Raw genomic sequence first — 19639 nt, forward strand, 5'->3', positions numbered from 1 at the left:
ACGGCATCCACCGCGTCTGCTCCGACGACCAACTCCCCTGGTCCTTCCTCACCCACACCGGACTGACAATCCACCCCCAACAACCACAGAACTAATGAAAACATCAGTAGTTGGGCCAGGATCTGGTCTACCGGCAGTGCGCGTATCCGGACGGCGGTCAGTTCGATCGCCAGGGGCAGCTCGTCCAGCCGTCGGCACAGCGACGCCACCGCTCGGCGATTGTCTGCGGTCACGATGAAACCCGGCGCCGCCGCGGCCCGTTCGGCGAACAGGGTTGCGGCGGCGCAGTCACGGCCGTCCCCCAGGGCGTCCACCCGCTCCTCGACCGGCACGGCCAGCGGTGCCACCACCAGCGTGTGCTCGCCACTGATCCCCAACGGCTCCCGGTTGTTGGCCAGCATCCGGACATCCGGACAGGACATCCGGACATCCGGGCAGCAGCTTGCCCACGGAGGGCATCTGTCGAGGGCAAGTACCTCATGCTGACGGCCGGGGCGCCGGGCGATACTCGCCGTACTGCGACTGCTGCCAAGGTCGCTCGCGCGCCGCTGCCGTGTCGGCCTCCACGCTCTCGGTCGGCGCCGTTACTTCGTATCGAAGGTGTATCGAGGAGGTAACCGGGTGAGGCTGTCCCGGGGCCCGGACCGTACGTGCTGCTGACGGCTTCGGGCGGACCGGAGCGTTTGACCATGGGGGAGTAACCGTGATCCGTAAGCGCACCGCAGTGATCGTCTCCGTCGCCACGAGCGGAGTGCTTCTGCTCTCTGCCTGCGGAGCGGAGGACAAAGGCAGCTCCGCGTCCGCCTCTTCGGCGGCCGCTCCCGCGGCGGGCCAGGGCAAGGACGCCGGGGCCGGCTCCTCGGCCGGGCAGGGCCTGAGCCTCCTCGGCGGCACCGCGAAGACAAACAACGCCTCGCCCAAGACGGGTGACTGGGCAGTCGAGCCCGGGAAGCCGGCGACGAAGCCGGAGGCGCAGCGATGGGTGCAGTTGTCCGCCTCGAAGGCCGGGGCGCTGAACCCGGTAGTGGTCAACGGGGCGGGCTTCACCCTCTACCGTTTCGACAAGGACAGCGCGAACCCGTCGAAGTCCACGTGCAACGGCGACTGTGCGTCCACTTGGCCGCCGGTTGTCGTCGCACCGGGCGGCAAGGTCTTCCTCGACGGTGTCGACAAGCCGAAGGTCGGTACCGTCAAGCGGGACGACGGCAGCCTCCAGGTGACGATCGGAGGCTGGCCCGTCTACCGCTTCAGCAAGGACACCAAGCCCGGCGAGACCAAGGGCCAGGGCGTCGGCGGTACCTGGTTCGGTGTCACCCCCGACGGCAAGAAGGCGGGCGGCGCCGGTGGCAACACCGGCACCGGCAGCCCGCAGCCCAAGCCCGCCACCAGCGTCGTCCTCTTCGACGAGCGGAACTTCGGCGACCCCTCCCAGGGCCTGGCGGGCAAGGGGTGCCAGAACGTGGCCCGGGACAACGTCGCCTCCTCCCTCCAGGCCCAGGGCAGCCTGAAGATCTGGTCCGAGCGCAACTGCACGGGCAAATCCAGGATCGTCAACGGTGACGTGGCCGACCTCGCGACCATCGGCTTCGACAACGACATCTCCTCCGTCTACTTCGGCTGACCGGGGCATGGGCCCGCGGTTCGTGCGGGCCCTGATGGCCCTGATGGCCGGCCCGGGAGACTGAGGAAGGCTGGGTAATCGAGCTGCCCCGAGCGCCAGGCGGTCGGGGCAGCGGCGAGCGGCGACTCGCCACGCAGTGGTCGCTTCGTCCTCTACTTTCTCGATCGTTCAGCGCTGCCGACCGAAGTCACGGCGCGACGGGAGCCGGCGGCGAGATCGACCTGTGCGATGTGCCAGCCGGGCATGCCGAACTGGCCCTGCGTGCCCAGAAGGCACTGGGAGCCCAGATCATCGGTTTCGACGTGATCCTCCACCGGGGTGAGCCGGTCATCGTCGATGAGAACACCTTCCCCGGCTTCTACCTCGAACTCTTCCGCGCCGCGGGGAAGGACCTGGGCTTCGAGCTGTTCCGGATGATCGTCCGAGCTCTCGAGGAATGCCGCACCACCCCGCTGCGACGGCGTCGCTGACGTCTACAAAGACAGTCGCACGGGCGTGACCGCGGCTGCGGCGATTTCCGCCGGGTAAGACAGGCGCGCGGAAAGGCAATGCGAACGAGGCGGCGGCGGGTCCGTTGGTGGGCCAGTGCCCTGGTCCACGACGGCGCCGATGGCTTCGTCGCTCGGTGGGACCGGGGCCCTGACGGTCGATGAGCCGCCATCCCGGCTACCGCGAGATCTCCCTACTGCGCGAGATCAAGGCGCGAGTCGGCATCGGCAGTTCACCGACCTGACCGTCGAGCACGTTCGCTCTCTACCCGAGGACCTGTCGCCGCTGCTCGACGACCGCTTCGATCCCGCACTCGTCCGCGACCGGGACATCCCCTTGCGGACGTTGGGCACACTGTGGTCCACACTCGTCACGCCTTGGAGGGACGGCCGATGCGCTGAAGCGACTGTCGTTCATCCTGCTCGGGAATCACGGGAATCAGGCGAAGCCCAGTCTGTCCGAGCTCGCGCGCCACGCTTCGCTGCACGCCCACAAGGCGACGCCCCACGGGCGCTGTACGAGGACTGACCAAAGGTGCGGATCGCCCTGGGCCGGGGAGAGGAGTGCGCACGTGGCCGTCAGCCGGGCCAGGAAAAGAAGGAGGTTGCAGATGACGAAGGAGCTCCTCTCCGCCTGGTCTGAGCTATTCGGGCACAGTATCGTCTTTCGGCAATACGACGAGCTCCAGCGAAGCGTTTGGGTCGCTCTCGCAAGGGAAAAGAAGCGACCAAGGTGGTTCGCGGTGAGTTCGTGATACGCGATATCGCTGGCCAGAGATTCTTGGCAGGTCAAGAGGAGGGCGTGATGGCGCAGGTTTTCTGTGCCCCGACGGGCGAGATCGCGACGACCGGGGGGCATGCGGCCGTGATCACCTGGTGGCCCGGCGTCGCGAAGCCAGGGACGTGGCAGGACGTCTCCGGTTGTCCTCCCACCGGCTCCAACGGAAGGCTGAGGAAGACGGTCCTGGAGCAGTACGAGAGCGGTGGTGGCGCCGTTCTCCAGGTGGAGTGGGACTACAGCGGTACGGACAACGTCAGCTTCCGTCCCGTGTTCCTCGTTGTCGCACCATGAGGCAAGGAAAAAAAGGGGGGCCGCATGAAAGTCCATGTACTCTTCGATGTCGATGGGAAAATCATCACGCTGGTGGAATCCACGGCTGATGAAACAGGGCCCCAGGTGCGGCCATTGGCCAAAGAGGGACAGTCGGTAGCCGAACTCGAAGTTCCTACCGCTTACTCCGGCTCATCGCTCTTGGACCTCCTCACGCTGCTGCGCGTCGAGGTCCGGTCGGGAACTCCCCGGCTCGTAGGCGAACAGCCAGGTACCGGTTAGCCAGGGGGCCCCTGGCCCGCCTCGCCCGCCTGCCGTCACGAGGCAGATCAAGGACGGGGTGCACCGGTGACCCCGCTCGCGGACGCCGAGTGGAAGAGTGCCTGCATGACGGGGCAAAACGGTGCGATGTCAGCGGAGTACGTCTCCGTCGTACGCCAGGTGTTCGGGCCGGGGCGGTACCTGATCATGATGGGCCCGAGCGGCTCCGGTAAGTCCACCAAGGCGGCCCGGCTCGCTGTCGAGCCGGGCGCTGTCGTCGGCTCGTACGACGACCACCAGCGCCAGGTCACGCCCATCACGGCGGCGCTGTCGACGCTGGGCGCCGAAGGACACGCGGCCGTGGTCCGGCCACCGATCGGCGAGGCCGCAGAGACCTAAGGCGTGTCCGACGGGCCCAGGAATATGACCCAGCGGACACGCCCTTCAGTCAGCTTCCGGCTGACTCGTAGCCGGGGCGTTGGTCAGCTTTTACCGATAGTCCTCGGGGGAAAAACGGCAGCACGTATGCGGCCCTGGCACGAGGCGATGTGAACCGAAACAGCGAGGTCAGGGCCTCAGCGCACCGTCGAACTTCTCCCAGGCGACATAGTTGCCACCGGGGGCCCACTGCCAGCGGTGCCACACACCCCCGGTGTGATCGACGCCGAACAGCTCCACCCGCCCATCGGCATTGGTCTCAGCGGCAACCTGGGTCAGTCCGCCGTCGAGTTTCACCCAGTTCTCGAACCCGCCATTGGGGGAGGTCTGCCAACGGTCCCACACACCCTCGGTGCGGTCGGTGCCGAACAGTTCCAGTCGGCCGTCCGCGTTACGGGCTGCGGCAACTGACGTGAGCCCGCCGTCGAACCTCTCCCAGCCGGACCAGTCACCGCCGGGGGACCTCTGCCAGCGGTGCCACACACCCTCGGTGTGATCGACGCCGATCAGTTCCACCCGCCCATCGGCATTGGTCTCAGCGGCAACCTGGGACAACCCGCCGTCGAACTTCTCCCAGCCGGACCAGTCGCCACCGGGGTACCTCTGCCAACGATGCCACACACCATGGGTGCGGTCGGTGCCGAACAGTTCCAGTCGGCCGTCCGCGTTACGGGCCGCGGCGACTGACGTGAGCGCGCCGTCGAACTGCTCCCAGTCGGACCAGTCGCCGCCGGGGCGCCTCTGCCAGCGGTGCCACACACCACCACCGCTATTGACGCCGAAGAGCTCCACCCGTCCATCGGCATTGGTCTCGGCAGCGACGGCGACCATGGGGCCGCTCCACTTCTCCCAGCTCGCATAGCCGCCACCGGGGGAGATCTGCCGGCGGTGGAACACGTCCCCGTTGCTACTGACGCCGAACAGCTCCAGGCGGCCGTCCGCGTTGCGAGCCGCGGCAATCGAGGAACCGAAGTAGCCGACGCCTTGCTGGGGCACGGCCGTGGCGGTGCCGGCCCCCGCGACCAGTAGTGCCGCGACCGCCGCAGAGGCCACCAGGCTTGCCCGGAGAGTCCCGACCAGCTGACCGATGCGTCTGTATCCTTTGCCTGATCTCTTTCGCATGCGACTGCCCTTTCACCATGAGGCGTGCGCGGACGATGCAGGCATGACGGTGCCTCAGGCCGGGGCCGACCGTCCAGCGGATGGTCCGCTGACTGGGACAGGGAGGCTCCCCGGCGGCCTTTCCCAGCCATACGGCGGTCCGCCCGAACTCGTGCGGCAGGAAGTCCGACTGGCAGCCGGTGCGGGTTCCGGTACAGGATCGCGTTCACGATCTCCCGCATCTCGTGGACGCTCTGGTAGCCGGTCGTGGAGGGGCGTTCTGCCTTCCACGCGGTGATCGTCGGCTCGACTGGGCCGCTGCCGAGCACTACGGGTCGGCCGCCACCGCCCGTCCGGCCGGCACCTACGCGCGGATCGTCGCCCCGGACCTGGTCGCCGGCGCCGAGATGCACCTCAAGCGCGGCGGCATCGAGGAGGCGTGCGCCACCTGGCACCAAACGGTCGACGACATGGCCGGCGTCCGCTCCGTCCGCACCCGCAAGGCCGTCTCGCGTATGCGCAGCGACCTCGCCCGCTTCCGGGCCCCGCCTGCGGCCTGCGCCGCGTGGCCGAGCTCGACGAGCGCGGCCGCGACTTTCTCGCCGGCGTCCGAGTCAGGTGCCGGGCCGGAGTGCGGTCTCGGCATACCGGCGGACGACCGGCTCCACGTAGTCCGCATGCGGCCCTGCCAAGCCGGCCAGCTCCTGCGATGAGCGCACGAACGCGATCTCGGCGAGTTCCGGTTCACGGCCTGCCGCGCGCTCGGCCGCCACCACCGCGGCGAACCGGCCCCTCAGCGCGGCCTCCGGCAGGGCCGGAGCGAGATAGGTCAGACCGACGCTGAGGTTCCCGCCTCGTGTGGCCGCCCACAGCCGCAGCTCGCCCGGCTCGACCTCTACTCCGACTTCCTCGGCCAGCTCCCGCGCCGCCTGCCCGCGCAGGCCTTCCTCATCCAGAGCCTCGCCGTTCCCGGGCGGTTCCACCGAGCCGCCCGGCAGTTGCCACCGGCCAGGCGCAGCCGTCGCGGCCGACATCCGCGCTACGACGACCTCGCCGTCATCCGTCGGCTGGATCACGTTCACGAACAACGACGGCAACGCCCGGCCGCCGGGAACCCGGCGCAGGGCATAGTGCCGGTACGTCACCGCGGCCCAGCACAGGAACAACGTCTCCGGCTCCTCCCACCGAAGTCCCGTGCACCCCACCACCGGCCCATCGAAAAGCGCCGGGTTGGCGGCGACCGCCATCTCCCACACCTGGTCCCGTGCCGCTTCAAGTTCCGCGGACAGCACGGGCGCTTCACTTTCGACCAGACGAAGGCGGTGAACATCGAAAAGTTCCACGCCCGAAGGCAATGTCCCGGTCACCCAGCCCAGCGTAGTGGGAGATGGCCATCAGCCCAGGTGGCCCGGCGATAGCCCGAACCTCCGCCGGCACCCGCCGGGGTCGGTCTGCTGTGTCGGCCCATAGTCCGCTTCCCGCGCTGCGGCGGGCCGCCGGGCTGGCGTGAACGGCTACGAGCAGGTTCGGCTGTGGTGGACCAAGAGCGGGCCGGCTTGGTGGTGACGGCCGCTGTCGAGGCCCCGCACCGGGGCCCGACAGCGAGTGACGTCAGGCGGACCGGCTGACGTCGTCGAAGTCGGTGGAGGCCGACAGCTCGGCCCATGCCCGCATGTCGCGCTCGAAGGCGTCGCGTCCGGCCTGGACGTGCCGAAGCGCGTCGGTGCCGAGCAGCAGGCGCGTCGGCGGCTGGTCGGCCGCCACGATGCGCAGCACCGCGGCCGCGGCTTTGTCCGGGTCGCCCGGCTGGGTCCCACGGCCGTGGATGCGCCGGGCGCGCAGTGGCTCGAACAGCTCGTCGTAGTCGGCGATCACACGGGGTGCGCGGATCATCGAGCGGCCGGACCAGTCGGTCCGGAAACTGCCCGGCTCGACAGCGGTCACATGGATGCCGAAATCGGCGACCTCCTTGCCGAGCGTTTCGAGGATGCCCTCCACCGCGAACTTGCTGCCGTGGTAGAAGCTGAGGCCAGGCATGGTGACCAGCCCGCCCATCGAGGTGACGGCGATGACGTGGCCCGAACGGCGCTCCCTCATGTGCGGCAGCACGGCCTTGATCACCGCCACGGTTCCGTAGACGTTCACCTCGAACTGACGGCGGAGGTCATCCATCGACGACTCCTCGAAGAGGCCCTCATGGCCGTACCCGGCGTTGGCGACGAGTACGTCGACCGGGCCCAGGTGGCGCTCGGTGTCGTCCACGACCGTGCCCACCGCCTCATGGTCGGTCACGTCCAGGATGCGGGCGTGCGCGTCGCCGGCGAGCGCCTCGAAGGCCCGTGCGTCGGCGGGCGTGCGCACTGTGCCCACCACCCGGTGGCCCGCGGCCAGCGCCGTGCGTGCGAGTGCGCGGCCCAGGCCGGTGCTGACGCCGGTGATCAGGAATGTCTTGGTGTCCGACACAGGAGTTCCCTTCGTTCGCTGCGAACAGAGGCCAACCGGGGCGGCTGGGTCCCGGCCGGTCTCGACACGTTCCACTTCAGCACCGGAATCGGCTGCTGACCGGCTTCTGGGGGGTCCGCTTCGCCCCGGGGACAGCCGGACCGGGGGACTGCCAGTCCCCCCTTCACAGGCCGCCGGGGCGATCTTGGGCCCTATCGTGAACGGCATGGACCGCAACACAGCTCTCGGTGAGTTCCTCCGCTCGCGGCGGGCACGGATCACCCCGCGCCAGGCGGGCCTGTCCGACGGCGGCGGCTCTCGGCGAGTGCCAGGACTGCGCCGCGAGGAGGTCGCCCAACTGGCGGGCGTGAGCGTCGACTACTACGTACGCCTGGAACGCGGACGGCGGCTGAACGTCTCCGAGACCGTGCTGGACGCCGTCTCCCGCGCGCTACGTCTCGATCCCGTCGAACGCGCCCATCTGTTCCAGCTCGCCAAGCCCGCCGCGGGCAGGCCCCGCCGCGCGGCGACGCGTCCACAGGCGGTCCGCCCGGGGCTGCGCGACCTGCTCCGGATCCTCGAGCACACCCCCGCCCTTGTGCTGGGGCGGCGACTGGACGTACTCGCGTCCAACCAGATGGCACGCGCGCTGCTCACCGACTTCGAGGCGCTGCCGCACCGCGAGCGGAACCTGGTGCGGTTCATGTTCCGCGACGAGACCGCCCGCTCGCTGTATGCCCACTGGGACATCCACGCCCAGGACATCGTCGCTTCGCTCCGGCGGGACGCCGGACGTCATCCCCACGATCCGCTGCTGGCCGAACTCGTCGGCGAACTCTCGATCACGGATGAGGACTTCCGCCGCTGGTGGGCCGACCAGAACGTGCATCGGCACACGCATGGCAGCAAACACTTCCACCACCCGGTCGTCGGTCCGCTCACCCTCAATTACGAGTCGCTCACCCTGCCCGCCGACCCGGACCAGCGGCTGAGCGTCTACACCGCCGAGGCAGGCTCCAGTTCCGAAGAGGCGCTTCGGCTACTGGCCGCGTGGATACGGCAGCCCGAGACCGCGCACGGGCGGCGCGCAGGTCATTAGCAGGTCATTGGACGCCCGTCGGTCCGCGGGGAGCGGTCGGCCATAGTGACTGCGCCCCATGAGCCGGCATGGGCGTTATGGAACACCGGCAGGCTTTGCGCCCCACCGCATGGGAACGTCCTTCACCCCCGCTGTCGTCTGCACACCAGGGTGGCCCCCGCGACCGCGGCGATCCCGGAGTCGGTCAGGACGGCCTTGCCGTCGGCGTCCAGGAGCACGTTCTGCGGCTTGACGTCCCGGTGCAGGATGCCCTGGGCGTGGGAGCCCCACATGGCGAAGACCGCCCTGACCCGCGACGCCAAGCTGCTCGCCCTCTGCACCGGCCTCCCCGCCCCCAAGGCCCTCGCGATCAGCGGCTGGCCTGGCCGTCCAACGACCGGATCCGCCCCTGGGGCATGAAGTACGTGCCCCCGCGGCGCGACCTCCGGTACGGGGTCCGGAAAGGGCCCCTTGCTGCTTACGACCCGTTCGGATCAGCGAAGCGGGTGCGGCGGGTGAAGGAAGGACATGCCGTAGATCCCGCCGTTCCATATGGTCTGCCCCGACGACAAGGAGCACCGGACCATGGCGGGAACCACGACCTGCGGTGCCTGGACCTCATCCTCGACGCGGACACGGTGGCGACGGCGACCGGGCGCAGGATCGTCTGCAGCAGTGTCAACGACATCCTGGACGGGAACGTCCTGCGGACCCTCGCCGAAGGCGGTACGGAGCTGATCACCCAACGCGCCACGGGCTACAACAACATCGACTTGGACGCGGCCCGGGAGCTGGGTCTGGCCGTGTCCCGGGTGTTGTTCTACTCGCCTTATTCCATCGCCGAGTTCGCGTGGGCTCTCGCGCTCGCGGTCGACCGCAGGGTCCCGCGGGCCATCGCCCGCACCCGTGACTTCGACTTCCGTCTCAACGGCCTCATGGGCCGGGACTTCCATGGGCGGACCGCGGGCGTGCTCGGCACCGGCAAGATCGGTACTGTGTTCGCCCGTATCGCCGCGGGGTCGGGATGAGGCTGGTCGGTCATGACGTCGCACCGAACGAGGAGTGTGAGGCGCTGGGCATGGAATACGTCGACCGCAAGCGCCTGTTCGCCGAATCCGATCTGCTCAGCCTGCACGCGCCGTTGGGGCCCGAGACCTGTCACGTCGTCGACGCCGGGGCGCTGGCGCTGATGAAGGACGACGCCATTTTGATCAACACCAGCCGCGGGGGCCTGCTGGACGCTCACGCACTGGTCGAGACCCTGCGGGCCGGGCGGCTGGAGGGCGTCGGTCTGGATGTGTACGAGGAGGAGGCGGGCGTTTTCTTCTTCGACAAGTCCCTCGAGGTCATGACCGACGACACCCTTGCCCGGCTGATGACCTTCAGGAACGTTCTGAACAGCTCCCACCAGGCGTACTTCACCAGGGACGCGGTCGGGCAGATCGTGCAGACCACGGCGGACGACATCGCCGACCATCTCGCTAAAGCATTGGTGCCCGGGGCGACGTGCAACGTCAGAAGCAGCCGCCGGGTGGCAGCCGTACCGAGCCTGATGACCACGGCCTGGGCTGCTCACGCGGCGGCTGGACAACGAAGATCCAGCTCGCCTGCCAACAGGGGCAGCGGCCGATATCGCTGCTGGTGACGGCCGCACAACGCGGAGACAGCCCGGAGCTCATCGCCGTGTTGGAAGCCATCCGGGTGCCGCGTTCGGGACCTGGCCACCCGCGTGTTCGCCCGCTGCGAGTACGGGGCGACCGGGCCTACTCGGCCCGTCCCAACCGCGGGTATCTCCGGCGCTGGGGAATCCGCTGCACCATCATGTTCTGTTCGCGGCCGACCGGGGTCGACCGGTGTTGCCGTTGCCCAGCAGCCTCCGCCGGGTACCAGCGCGACGAGGCCGAGCACCACACCGCCTTTCCCGGAATGCTGTGCTCCGACTGCCTCAAAAACTGTTCCAGCGGATACATAATTTCAGCCGGGCCTGCGCACAGATTTATTTTCACGGCGACCGCAATAGTATTTTTCAGCGCGCTCAAGCAGCTTCGGTGTGCTAGTGTCGATCTCGGTTGCAGTTGTGGTTCCCAATATTTCAGGTACTTCGGTCGGCGTTCGCGCCGCTGAAACATTCCTGATAATTCCGGTCTTTTTCCGGTCGGGGTAATCATCGCGGCGACACGGCATTCGCACCGTGTGGATGCCTGTGCACTGCCCCGAAGGAGAATGACATGAGTTCAGGCACCGTGAAGTGGTTCAATGCGGAAAAGGGCTTTGGCTTCATCGAGCAGGATGGTGGCGGCGCTGACGTGTTTGCCCACTACTCGAACATCGCCGCCCAGGGATTCCGTGAACTGGCCGAAGGCCAGAAGGTGAACTTCGACATCGCGCAGGGCCAGAAGGGCCCGACGGCCGAGAACATCGTTCTCGCCTGACGCGACTGACACACTTGCAGATGGGGCCCGCATCCTTTGGGGTGCGGGCCCCATCTGCATGCATCGCGCGGCGCCGGTCTCACCCGGGGCAGCTCTGGAGCTGCCTCCGCTGCACCCGAAGTGCCCCGAAGGGGCGTAGGACGCACCCTAGCTGCCCTGCGGCCCAGGCCCCCGGTGACGTATCACCATCGTGTGGCCGCCTTTCCGCCTCTCCGCCTCTCCGCCTTTTCCGCAGGCGCCTGCGCAGACTGCGCGCGATCAAGTTTCTTTTTCGCGTTCCATCCGGCCGATTCACGCGATTCTCCGCGCTGCTCATCGCTGCGGAAAATTCCTTGATGTGTGCCGTATCAAGGGAGGTTCCGTATGAACCGCACAGGCAACCGCTTTTCCCGCACTCGTGACGGCCACGCCGGCTCGGAAAAGAGCAGCCACTTCGGCTCGCCGAGCGCGAGCCGTCCTGGCGGGCCGGCCCGTTCCGGTGGCCGCAGCGTGCGTCCTGCCCGGTCGCAGGCCGAGTTCGCCCTCCCCAGGACGGTCGGCCCCGCGCTTCCCGCCGTGGAGAGGTTCGCGGATCTCGACATGCCCAGAACGCTTGTGGCCGCGCTCGGTTCGCAAGGCGTGACCGTGCCGTTTCCGATCCAGGCCGCGACGCTTCCGAACTCACTTGGCGGCCGTGATGTGCTGGGCCGGGGACGCACCGGCTCGGGCAAGACGCTCGCCTTCGGCCTGGCCCTGCTGGCCCGTACAGCCGGGCGGCGTGCCGAGGCCGGGCAACCGCTCGCGCTGGTCCTTGTACCGACCCGTGAGCTGGCGCAGCAGGTCACCGACGCGCTCACTCCCTATGCCCGCTGCGTGCACCTGCGGCTGGCCACGGCCGTGGGCGGGATGCCGGTCGGCAGGCAGGCGGCCGCTCTGCGCAACGGCTCCGAGGTCCTCGTCGCCACACCCGGACGCCTCAAGGACCTGATCGACCGAGGCCACTGCCGGCTGGACCAGGTGGCCGTCACAGTCCTCGACGAAGCCGACCAGATGACCGACATGGGCTTCATGCCGCAGGTCACCGCCCTGCTCGACCAGGTGCACCCCGGCGGGCAGCGCATGCTGTTCTCCGCCACCTTGGACCGTAATGTCGACCTGCTTGTGCGCCGCTATCTCAACGACCCCGTGGTGCACTCCGTCGACCCCTCGGCCGGCGCGGTCACGACGATGGAGCACCATGTGCTCCACGTCCATGGCGCCGACAAGCACGCGGCCACTACCGAGATCGCCGCACGCGACGGCCGCGTGATCCTCTTCCTCGACACCAAGCACGCCGTCGATCGCCTGACCGAGCACCTTCTGAACAGCGGGGTGCGGGCCGCGGCCCTGCATGGCGGGAAGTCGCAGCCGCAGCGCACCCGCACTCTGGCCCAATTCAAAACGGGCCACGTCAGTGTGCTGGTGGCGACCAACGTCGCTGCACGCGGAATCCACATCGACAACCTCGACCTCGTCGTCAACGTTGATCCGCCGACCGACCACAAGGACTATCTCCACCGCGGTGGCCGCACGGCCCGTGCCGGCCAGTCCGGCAGCGTCGTCACCCTGGTCACCCCCAGCCAGCGCCGGAGCGTGACCCGATTGATGGCAGCGGCCGGTGTCGTCCCGCAGACCACCCAGGTCCGTCCTGGCGAAGAGGCCCTGCACCGCATCACCGGCGCACAGGCCCCCTCCGGCATCCCCGTCGTCATCGCCGCACCGGCGCCCGAACGCCGCCGCAAGCGCGCAGCGGCCTCACGCGGCCGACGCCGCCCCGCTTCGATGACCGGGCGGGCGCCCACAGGGTCGTCCACATCCAGTGTGGCGGCCTAGGACCTTCGTGATCAGCAAGCTGACCCAACTCCGCAGGAGGCACATCTTGACACTGGACCAGATGCACCCCCGTCCCACCATCCCCAACGCGGTCCAGACGCTGGCCGACCCCACGGCCCCGGCCGCACCACAGGTCTGGGACACCATGACCGTCGAGGTGGCGCTCTCCCTCATGACCGCCGCCCGGGTGAGCCACCTGGTCATCTGTGACGAGGACGGCCAGCGCACCGGACGTGTCACCCTGGTCCGCCTCACCGATGTCCGTGACAGCCCCGACTACACGGACCGGATCCGCCTGCGCGATGTCACCGGCGGCTCGGCCCCGGGCGCGCTCGCTGTCTCCCACTGAACGCCCCCCATCCCGCACGGCCCCGTCCGCTCCTTCCCTGTGAGGCATCATGCGTTGTGTCATCGCCCGCTTCCCGTTCGATCTGACCAAAAACGGCGTGATGGAATCGATGAAGGGCGTCAAGCCCGAGCCGGTCACCGATGACCTCGTCATCATTGGACGACACCACTATCCCGCCAAACAGGTTGGACAGATCATCACCCGCCAGGACCGCCGGGACTTCAGCGCCGTCGAGGTCCTGAGGGCCATGACCCGCCTCGGCTTCGCCTGCCGTACGCGCCCCACCGCCGGACCCGCTCCCGTGACCAGCCCCTACCAGAGGGCTTCGGCCATGCTCGGCACGCACCCCGTCCCCCTCAACCGCGGCCAAGTGTGAGCTGAAGCCGAACAGAGCTGTGATAAGCGACGGGAACGGGCCACCTCGTCCCGGTGGGCGGTGAAGCCGCCGCCTCGTGGCTGGGCCCGGAGCGGCCGCGGCTGACGGCGGTTCGGGGCCGTCGGCGTGGCAGGGAGAGCTATCTGTTACCGGAAGTGGGCTCCCGGGTCACGACGCCGCCCAACGAATCGCCGTTGGAGACCGTGCCCGCGCCTTTGAGTGCTCCGTCTCGTTCGACAGTCAAGTGAGGATCAGGCCGAGGGCTTAGGCCTGCCCTGACCGCGGAGTTCTTCGTTGATGCGCCGGGCTTCCTCAAGCTGATCCTCAAGGATGATGATGCGGCAGGCAGCCTCGATGGGCGTCCCGGAGTCGACGAGTTCGCGAGCCCGGCCGGCAATACGCAGCTGGTAGCGGGAGTAGCGGCGGTGGCCGCCTTCAGACCGCAGCGGGGTGATCAAACGGTGCTCACCCAATGCGCGCAGGAAGGCCGGCGTGGCACCGAGCATCTCGGCAGCCCGGCCCATGGTGTAGGCGGGATAGTCGTCGTCGTCGAACTTGTCGGTAGGGCGAGTACTGCGAGGGGGCATAGACCTCTTCTTCCGGGGACGCGTCGAGGGGCCCGAGCACCAACTGGCGCCCGGGCCCCGAGCCTTCAACACCATCTGCCGGCTGACTGCACCGGCCTTCTTCTTCCGCAGGTCCACACGCGAGGGCGGGGCTGCGGGGATCGCGGCTGTGTGACCGGGGACCACCTTCCAATCCGGGGTCTGCGGTACCCAGGCGGACGTCGTCCCGACCCCGGGCGATCCTGATGGCGTTCTGCTCCTTACCTCTTCGACTGATCTGCACTGGCTGGTGACACGGTACTGCTGTGCGGCCCCTTGGGCCGCTCGGCTTGACAGCCAGCGGAAGAACCCATCACTTCCGGCTCCACCGCTCCGCTGCTGGGCCGCTCCTTGCATTGACCTGTTGCATTGACCTGCTCGCACGGCAGTTCGTCTCTGCCGCGCCCTTCTGACTTCCGGGCTACACAGAAGACGCTAACCCCTGCCGACGCCAATGTCTACTCCAGCGGCTACAGATTTTCTGTGGTGTCGGCCTGCATGATTCTCCCACTGCTGCATCCGGAAAGGGGACCCGTCTCGTTGAAGTCCTGCGCTGCGGGCACAAGCCTGACTCGGTGGCGCACCCTACAGGCGCGGGTGTTCTGCGCATGAGTGAGACGGAGACAGCCCGTAGCGCATCTGCTGTGAGGCCCGTCGTGGTGGAGGGTGACAGTCCCTCCGGCATCGTGCACGCCCGCGCGTTCGCCCACAGCCTTGCGCCGCCTCCGGCCGGGGGTGCCCCTATGGGTTTCGTCAACCCGTGGGGGCGGGCTGGGGTTGGTAGAAGGTGACGTCGCGGAGGGGGGGCGGGGGCTTCGCCGACCTGGAGGGCGGTGAAGCCGGCGTGGGCCTGTTCGATGGCTTCGGGGTATCCCTCGCGCTTGGCGTGCTCGGTGAGGGCCCGGTAGATGCTTGCCCCCGAGGGGTTCTGGCCCTTGCGCTTGCCGGTGGGGGTGATCTGGTCTGGGCCGGCGCGGGCGTCGTGCTTGCCGTGGGGAATCATCCGGGTTTGACGAATCTACCGGTAATCACTCGTAACCGGCAGAAGTCTTGTCCGTTCTTGTCCGTTCCAACCAAGCGGTTGGAGCGGTCGGTCCCGGTTTGACTGACCTAGGGGCGAGACGCAGGCTGAATCAAGGAGGGGGCGCTCCCGTATGTGCACCGTGTGCGCACGGTGCGAACAACAATGGCTCACGGGAAGGCTGCGTGACCATGACTCCACAAACAGACCCGAGTACGCCGCACGTCGAACACGAGGACAAACCCTGGACCATCAACATCCCCGGGCATCCTCCACGCAGTGATTCACCCGAGTATGTGGCGTCCCGCAAGCAGATGCACAAACTCGTGGACGGCTTGGACCACCCGTTCTACGGACCGGAACCGGTCGAGGACCACCACGGCGGCGGCCTCTGGGTGAAGGACGACCAGGGCTGGTTCATGGTCCGCAACATGGCCGGCATCGAGTGGTCCGCGCAGTTCTGCGCCGACCCCGCCAAGGTCGACCTGCTGCGCCAGAACGCGCGGCGGCTCTACGCGGGCTTCCCCGACGCCGTCGAGGAACTCGGCATCCGGGAACTGCTGGACACCCCCATCACGGACGCCGACGGCGTCCAGCGGTGGACCGATTCCATCTGCAACGCCAGCGTGCCCCTGGCCAAGAAGGACCACAGCGCGGAGCTGCCGACGGGCGGCGGCGTCCACCACTACCCGAGTCCGATCACCGAGATCAGCTTCTTCAAGAGGGACGACTTCACCCTGTGGGTCACGGACGACGCGGGCGAACCGGTGGCCGTCGCCCCGATGGGCCGACGGGGCTCGGGGGACGGGCGTGTGAACGTCCTGTTCGCGTCCGAACAGTCCCCCCTCCACGCGGAACTGCACAAGGCCCAGGCCAAGGGCCAGGCACTGGTCCTCGACGCCGGCCATGCGGTGGCCCGGGCCGCCTTCGCGCGACAGGCCTGACCTGGCGGTGTCCGGGGCTGCGGTGGCGGCGTCAATGGTGCGTGGCGTACTGGCAAATCAGCGACCCGTCGTCAGGCGAAGCCGCGAGCGACGAGGTACGCGATGAGGATCAGCGCGGCCAGGGCCAGTGCCGGTGCGGCGGGGAGTTTCGCCGTCCAGGTGAGACCTCCAGTGATGCGCACCGCCTCGTTGGGGTAGGACACGCATGGCGGGCCTGCCCGAGGTCGTCCACAGCCCGGGTGCGCTGGTTCGTAGCCGGCTGACGCGAAAGATGCCGACCACGCCGACGTTCGCCGAGCAGCGCGAAGCCGACCGCCGCGCGACCGCGGGGCCGCGCGTGGGCGAGATGCGGGAGTGCACCGGGAATCACGTGCAGTCCAGGCTGTTCCGGCCGGTGGACGGCGAGACGCTGTGCCTGGCATGCCGGTCCGATGCCGATGCCAGCGTTGCTCCCGCCATCGATGCCGCCGTGCGCGGTGGCGCGGCTGCCCGCGAGCTGCTGCACGCCCGCCGGGCGGGCGTGGCGGCATGAGCTGCTAGGCGTGCGGTGTGGCGGCTGCGATTCCGGCTCGCGCGGTGGGCGGCTGGTCAGCCGACGTGGACGCGGGGGCGGCGGTCGCGGTCCGGTTCGGCCTCGCGCAGGATCTCGCGGGTGACCGGAGCGACCTCACCCTGGCCGAAGAGGAAGAAGCGGACGAAGTTGGTGAACGGGTTGCCCTCGGTCCACTCGAAGAAGACGTGGGGGCGGGTGCCGGTGAGGTCGCGGGAGTGGAGGAGGAAGGCCGCGAGGGCGTTGGGGACGGAGGAGCTCTCCATCGTGAGGACGCGGTAGCGGCCGTGCAGGATCTCGCCGCGTACCGTCAGGCCGGCCTCGAACTCGGAGGGGTCGGTGACCGTGACCTCGACGAAGACGAAGTCCTCGGTGGTGGGGATGTCGTTGTCGGCCCGGATCTGCTCGATCTTCTCGCGGTATTCGGTGGCGTCGCGCTCGTCGGGTTCGTTGGCTATGAAGCGCGGCGTGCGGTGGGATATGTCGCGAATGAACCGCTCGGCCATCTCGTCGAGCTCCACATGCGTGACGCGGAGCTCGAAGGCGCGGCCGAGGCGGGAGAGGAGGGAGACGAGGAGGATGCCGGCGGTGAAGCAGGCACCGATCTTCACACCGTCCGGTCGCTCGATCACGTTGAGGACGGTGGTGTAGAGGAAGACGGCCGAGATGACGCCGAAGCCGATGGTCCAGCCGCGCTGGCCGGCCTTGCGGGCCGCGATGGTGACGGCGATGGCGGCGGAGCAGATGAGGACGAGGACACCCGTGGCGTAGGCGCCGCCCTGGGCGTCGACGTCGGCGTCGAAAAGCCAGGTGACGAGGAAGGCGACGAGGGTGAAGACGATCACCATGGGCCGCACGGCGCGGGCCCAGTGCGGGGCCATGCCGTACTTGGGCAGGTAGCGCGGCATCAGGTTGAGCAGACCGGCCATGGCGGAGGCGCCCGCGAACCACAGGATGAGGATGGTCGAGACGTCGTAGACCGTGCCGAAGGCGTTGCCCAGGTACTCGTGCGCCAGGTAGGCGAGCGCGCGGCCGCTGGCTTGGCCGCCGGACTCGAACTCCTTGTGCGGGATGAGCACGGTGGTGATGAAGCTGGTCATGATCAGGAAGACGCTCATGATGACCGCGGCGGTCGTGAGCAGCTTCTTGGTGTCACGGATCCGCCCGGCGGGCCGGTCCTCCGTGTCGCCCGGGGCACCGTTGACGTGCGGCATCACGGCCACGCCGGTCTCGAAGCCGGACAGGCCGAGCGCCAGCTTCGGGAAGACGATCAGGGCGACGCCGATCATGACGAAGACGTTGCCGTGCTCGGTGGTGAGGGCGGCGGTCCAGTCGGTGACGACGTGGCCCTCGGTGAGGACGTGCCACAGGCCGGTGACCACGACCACCGCGTTGAGCGCGAGGTAGACCGTGACCAGGACGACGGCGACGCCGATCGCCTCCAGGAAGCCCTTGAGGAACACCGCGCCGAGCAGCGCGATGAGGATCATGGTGATCAGGACCTGCTTGTCGTGCAGGAACCCTTGCAGATTGGGGTTCTCCACCAGGTGGGTGGAGGCGTCCGCGGCCGACAGCGTGATCGTGATCAGGAAGTCGGTCGCGGCGAAGCCCAGCAGTGTGAGGACGAACAGCTTGCCCTTCCAGAAGGACAGCAACCGCGACAGCATCGCGATCGAACCCTCGCCGTGCGGGCTCTCCTCGGCCACGCGCCGGTAGACGGGCAGCGCGCCGGCCAGGGTCACGATCACGAGCACGATCGTCGCGATGGGGGAGAGGAGACCGGCGGCCAGAGCGGCGATGCCCGGCTGGTAGCCGAGGGTCGAGAAATAGTCGACACCGGTCAGGCACATCACCCGGTACCAGGGCTGACCCTTGTGCTCGGGCGTCGGCGCGGCCTGCGATGGACGCCCCTTGCCCATGTCGGAGAGCCCCTCCAGCATCCACCCCCGCAGACGACTCGTGTGCGTGTCGGTCGGGGTGGCCATGTGGTGCTCCTGGTGCTCTGCTGGGGTGGAAATTCGGCCATCAGGTGGACAGCCGAGCCAGCGTAAGCAATGGATTCTTGGCCTCGCCCGGGATGGGCGTCAGGAAAACGTCAAGATCTGGCGTGTAGGGCATAGCCGGGGCCGGGGCCGGGGCCGGGGCCGGGGCTGGGTCCGGGCCCAGGGCGCTCGGCGGCCGGCCCCGTGCCGACCACGGCGGCGGACGCCTGGCACGAGGGCTACGGGACAAGCCGGGCGACGGTTACGGGACAAACGGCTGGTGCGAGGCCAGGGGGGCCAGGGGGGCCAGCGAGGACGGCGTGGCCGGCACCGGGATCAGGCGGTCACTTCGACGACTGGCGGGACCCTTTCCCGTGGCCAACGATCATTCTCATGTTGAGCGCGGCCCGCAGTACCGGCGGGCCGCGCTCAAAGCGGGGTTTACGGTGTGCGGGTCACCAGCTCAGCACGACGCAGCCGTTGCCCCCGCGGTGGCCCTCGGCGAGCTGGGTCCGAGATCATCGGACCGCATGTCTGTGGCCTGGCCCCCCGAGCCTGGGGCACGGTTGGGGTCATTGGGGAAGTGAGGGCCCCCGCGCCCGCCACGGCCCACCGAGAAGGCGACCGCCATCCGCGGCCTCACAGCCACCCGGCAGCGAATAACGGCCCCGGCCCCGCCGCCTTGCCCGCCGTCGTACGACGACGTCCACGTACCGGCCCCGCCTCCGCCTCCTCCTCCGACCGCGTCGATGGTCAAGGTGGTGACTCCAGCCGGCACCATGAAAACCTGCCATGTGACGCCCTTGTGCGGAAGGAAGACCTTCCGTTTTGCCGCTGCCATGTTCACGGGGCCCGCTGTGGCTGCGGGCAACGCGCCCAGCAGCAGCCCCGCCGCAACCGTCCCGGTCAGCAGCCCGCGAAGCGAAGTGAACACGCTGGCACCCCCTGCCCGGATCAGTTGTCACACACCGGGGGAACGAGCTGGTCACTCACGTGGGCGATGGTCTGGCAGACCAGGTTCTGGGCCGGGCCGTCGGCGTGGGCGGGCG

Annotated in this window: 21 protein-coding genes and 2 pseudogenes; 14 read left to right on the plus strand and 9 right to left on the minus strand. The window is 68.6% G+C overall.

Features of this window, described 5'->3' with window-relative positions:
- Positions 1-401: pseudogene (locus tag ACFYZR_RS28465) on the minus strand (hypothetical protein); the annotation flags it as partial.
- 302 nt (positions 402-703) lie between these two features.
- Here ACFYZR_RS28465 and ACFYZR_RS28470 point away from each other — a divergent pair.
- From ACFYZR_RS28470 to ACFYZR_RS28490, 5 genes are all read left to right on the plus strand, one after another.
- On the plus strand, positions 704-1621 hold the full coding sequence (locus ACFYZR_RS28470) for a hypothetical protein (protein ID WP_391915239.1): 918 nt from the start codon (positions 704-706) through the stop codon (positions 1619-1621).
- A gap of 230 nt (positions 1622-1851) precedes the next feature.
- A complete protein-coding gene (locus tag ACFYZR_RS28475; RefSeq protein WP_391915242.1) occupies positions 1852-2091 on the plus strand; it encodes a hypothetical protein in 240 nt (79 codons plus the stop codon).
- Positions 2092-2914: 823 nt separating this feature from the next.
- The gene (locus ACFYZR_RS28480; RefSeq protein ID WP_391915245.1) at positions 2915-3181 is read left to right on the plus strand and encodes a hypothetical protein; all 267 of its coding nucleotides are present in this window, start codon (positions 2915-2917) and stop codon (positions 3179-3181) included.
- 24 nt (positions 3182-3205) lie between these two features.
- Positions 3206-3442 (plus strand): hypothetical protein, encoded by a 237-nt coding sequence (locus ACFYZR_RS28485; RefSeq protein ID WP_391915248.1) that lies wholly within the window; start codon positions 3206-3208, stop codon positions 3440-3442.
- Positions 3443-3568: 126 nt separating this feature from the next.
- Entirely contained in the window at positions 3569-3820 is a 252-nt protein-coding gene (locus ACFYZR_RS28490; RefSeq protein ID WP_391915251.1) for a hypothetical protein, read from the plus strand.
- A 168-nt stretch (positions 3821-3988) separates the two neighbouring features.
- On the opposite strand, the gene ACFYZR_RS28495 is transcribed toward ACFYZR_RS28490, so the two are convergent.
- Positions 3989-4981, minus strand: coding sequence for an amidase (locus ACFYZR_RS28495; RefSeq protein WP_391915253.1), 993 nt, complete (start codon positions 4979-4981; stop codon positions 3989-3991).
- A gap of 224 nt (positions 4982-5205) precedes the next feature.
- On the opposite strand from ACFYZR_RS28495, the gene ACFYZR_RS28500 reads away from it, so the two are divergent.
- The gene (locus tag ACFYZR_RS28500; protein WP_391915256.1) at positions 5206-5673 is read left to right on the plus strand and encodes a hypothetical protein; all 468 of its coding nucleotides are present in this window, start codon (positions 5206-5208) and stop codon (positions 5671-5673) included.
- Here ACFYZR_RS28500 and ACFYZR_RS28505 read toward each other — a convergent pair.
- Positions 5575-6327, minus strand: coding sequence for an NUDIX domain-containing protein (locus tag ACFYZR_RS28505; protein WP_391915258.1), 753 nt, complete (start codon positions 6325-6327; stop codon positions 5575-5577). The two genes, ACFYZR_RS28500 and ACFYZR_RS28505, sit on opposite strands and share 99 nt — an antisense overlap.
- A gap of 244 nt (positions 6328-6571) precedes the next feature.
- Entirely contained in the window at positions 6572-7423 is an 852-nt protein-coding gene (locus ACFYZR_RS28510) for an oxidoreductase (protein ID WP_391915261.1), read from the minus strand.
- Positions 7424-7628: 205 nt separating this feature from the next.
- On the opposite strand from ACFYZR_RS28510, the gene ACFYZR_RS28515 reads away from it, so the two are divergent.
- The gene (locus ACFYZR_RS28515) at positions 7629-8501 is read left to right on the plus strand and encodes a helix-turn-helix transcriptional regulator (protein WP_391915264.1); all 873 of its coding nucleotides are present in this window, start codon (positions 7629-7631) and stop codon (positions 8499-8501) included.
- 122 nt (positions 8502-8623) lie between these two features.
- On the opposite strand, the gene ACFYZR_RS28520 is transcribed toward ACFYZR_RS28515, so the two are convergent.
- Positions 8624-8803 carry a hypothetical protein gene (locus ACFYZR_RS28520; RefSeq protein ID WP_391915266.1) on the minus strand — a complete coding sequence of 60 codons (180 nt, stop codon included), beginning with the start codon at positions 8801-8803 and terminating at the stop codon, positions 8624-8626.
- 234 nt (positions 8804-9037) lie between these two features.
- Here ACFYZR_RS28520 and ACFYZR_RS28525 point away from each other — a divergent pair.
- From ACFYZR_RS28525 to ACFYZR_RS28545, 5 genes and pseudogenes are all read left to right on the plus strand, one after another.
- Positions 9038-9963, plus strand: a pseudogene (locus ACFYZR_RS28525) (2-hydroxyacid dehydrogenase); the annotation flags it as partial.
- A 745-nt stretch (positions 9964-10708) separates the two neighbouring features.
- Positions 10709-10912, plus strand: a complete 204-nt coding sequence (locus ACFYZR_RS28530; protein ID WP_391915269.1) for a cold-shock protein — start codon at positions 10709-10711, stop codon at positions 10910-10912.
- Between the two features lie 363 nt (positions 10913-11275).
- Complete coding sequence (locus ACFYZR_RS28535) at positions 11276-12763, plus strand: DEAD/DEAH box helicase (RefSeq protein ID WP_391915272.1); 1488 nt, start codon at positions 11276-11278, stop codon at positions 12761-12763.
- A 46-nt stretch (positions 12764-12809) separates the two neighbouring features.
- Positions 12810-13112 (plus strand): CBS domain-containing protein, encoded by a 303-nt coding sequence (locus ACFYZR_RS28540; RefSeq protein WP_391915275.1) that lies wholly within the window; start codon positions 12810-12812, stop codon positions 13110-13112.
- A 49-nt stretch (positions 13113-13161) separates the two neighbouring features.
- Positions 13162-13488, plus strand: coding sequence for an SCO5918 family protein (locus ACFYZR_RS28545; RefSeq protein WP_391915277.1), 327 nt, complete (start codon positions 13162-13164; stop codon positions 13486-13488).
- A gap of 251 nt (positions 13489-13739) precedes the next feature.
- Here ACFYZR_RS28545 and ACFYZR_RS28550 read toward each other — a convergent pair whose 3' ends face one another.
- Positions 13740-14075 carry a MerR family transcriptional regulator gene (locus ACFYZR_RS28550; RefSeq protein ID WP_391915280.1) on the minus strand — a complete coding sequence of 112 codons (336 nt, stop codon included), beginning with the start codon at positions 14073-14075 and terminating at the stop codon, positions 13740-13742.
- Between the two features lie 1230 nt (positions 14076-15305).
- Here ACFYZR_RS28550 and ACFYZR_RS28555 point away from each other — a divergent pair.
- Positions 15306-16058: a DUF6424 family protein gene (locus ACFYZR_RS28555; protein ID WP_391915283.1), complete on the plus strand. Its 753-nt coding sequence runs from the start codon at positions 15306-15308 to the stop codon at positions 16056-16058.
- A 71-nt stretch (positions 16059-16129) separates the two neighbouring features.
- Here the strand turns inward: ACFYZR_RS28555 and ACFYZR_RS28560 are convergent, their stop codons facing one another.
- Positions 16130-16261, minus strand: a complete 132-nt coding sequence (locus ACFYZR_RS28560; protein WP_391915285.1) for a hypothetical protein — start codon at positions 16259-16261, stop codon at positions 16130-16132.
- A gap of 2 nt (positions 16262-16263) precedes the next feature.
- Here ACFYZR_RS28560 and ACFYZR_RS28565 point away from each other — a divergent pair, with 2 nt between their 5' ends.
- Positions 16264-16590: a hypothetical protein gene (locus ACFYZR_RS28565; RefSeq protein ID WP_391915287.1), complete on the plus strand. Its 327-nt coding sequence runs from the start codon at positions 16264-16266 to the stop codon at positions 16588-16590.
- Between the two features lie 56 nt (positions 16591-16646).
- Here the strand turns inward: ACFYZR_RS28565 and ACFYZR_RS28570 are convergent, their stop codons facing one another.
- On the minus strand, positions 16647-18593 hold the full coding sequence (locus tag ACFYZR_RS28570) for an APC family permease (protein ID WP_391915289.1): 1947 nt from the start codon (positions 18591-18593) through the stop codon (positions 16647-16649).
- Between the two features lie 460 nt (positions 18594-19053).
- Positions 19054-19431 (minus strand): glycine-rich domain-containing protein, encoded by a 378-nt coding sequence (locus ACFYZR_RS28575; protein WP_391915542.1) that lies wholly within the window; start codon positions 19429-19431, stop codon positions 19054-19056.
- Positions 19432-19639 lie beyond the last annotated feature (208 nt).

It is taken from the genome of Streptomyces sp. NPDC001678 (genome assembly GCF_042892945.1).
In the GTDB taxonomy this organism is placed as follows: Bacteria; Actinomycetota; Actinomycetes; order Streptomycetales; family Streptomycetaceae; genus Streptomyces.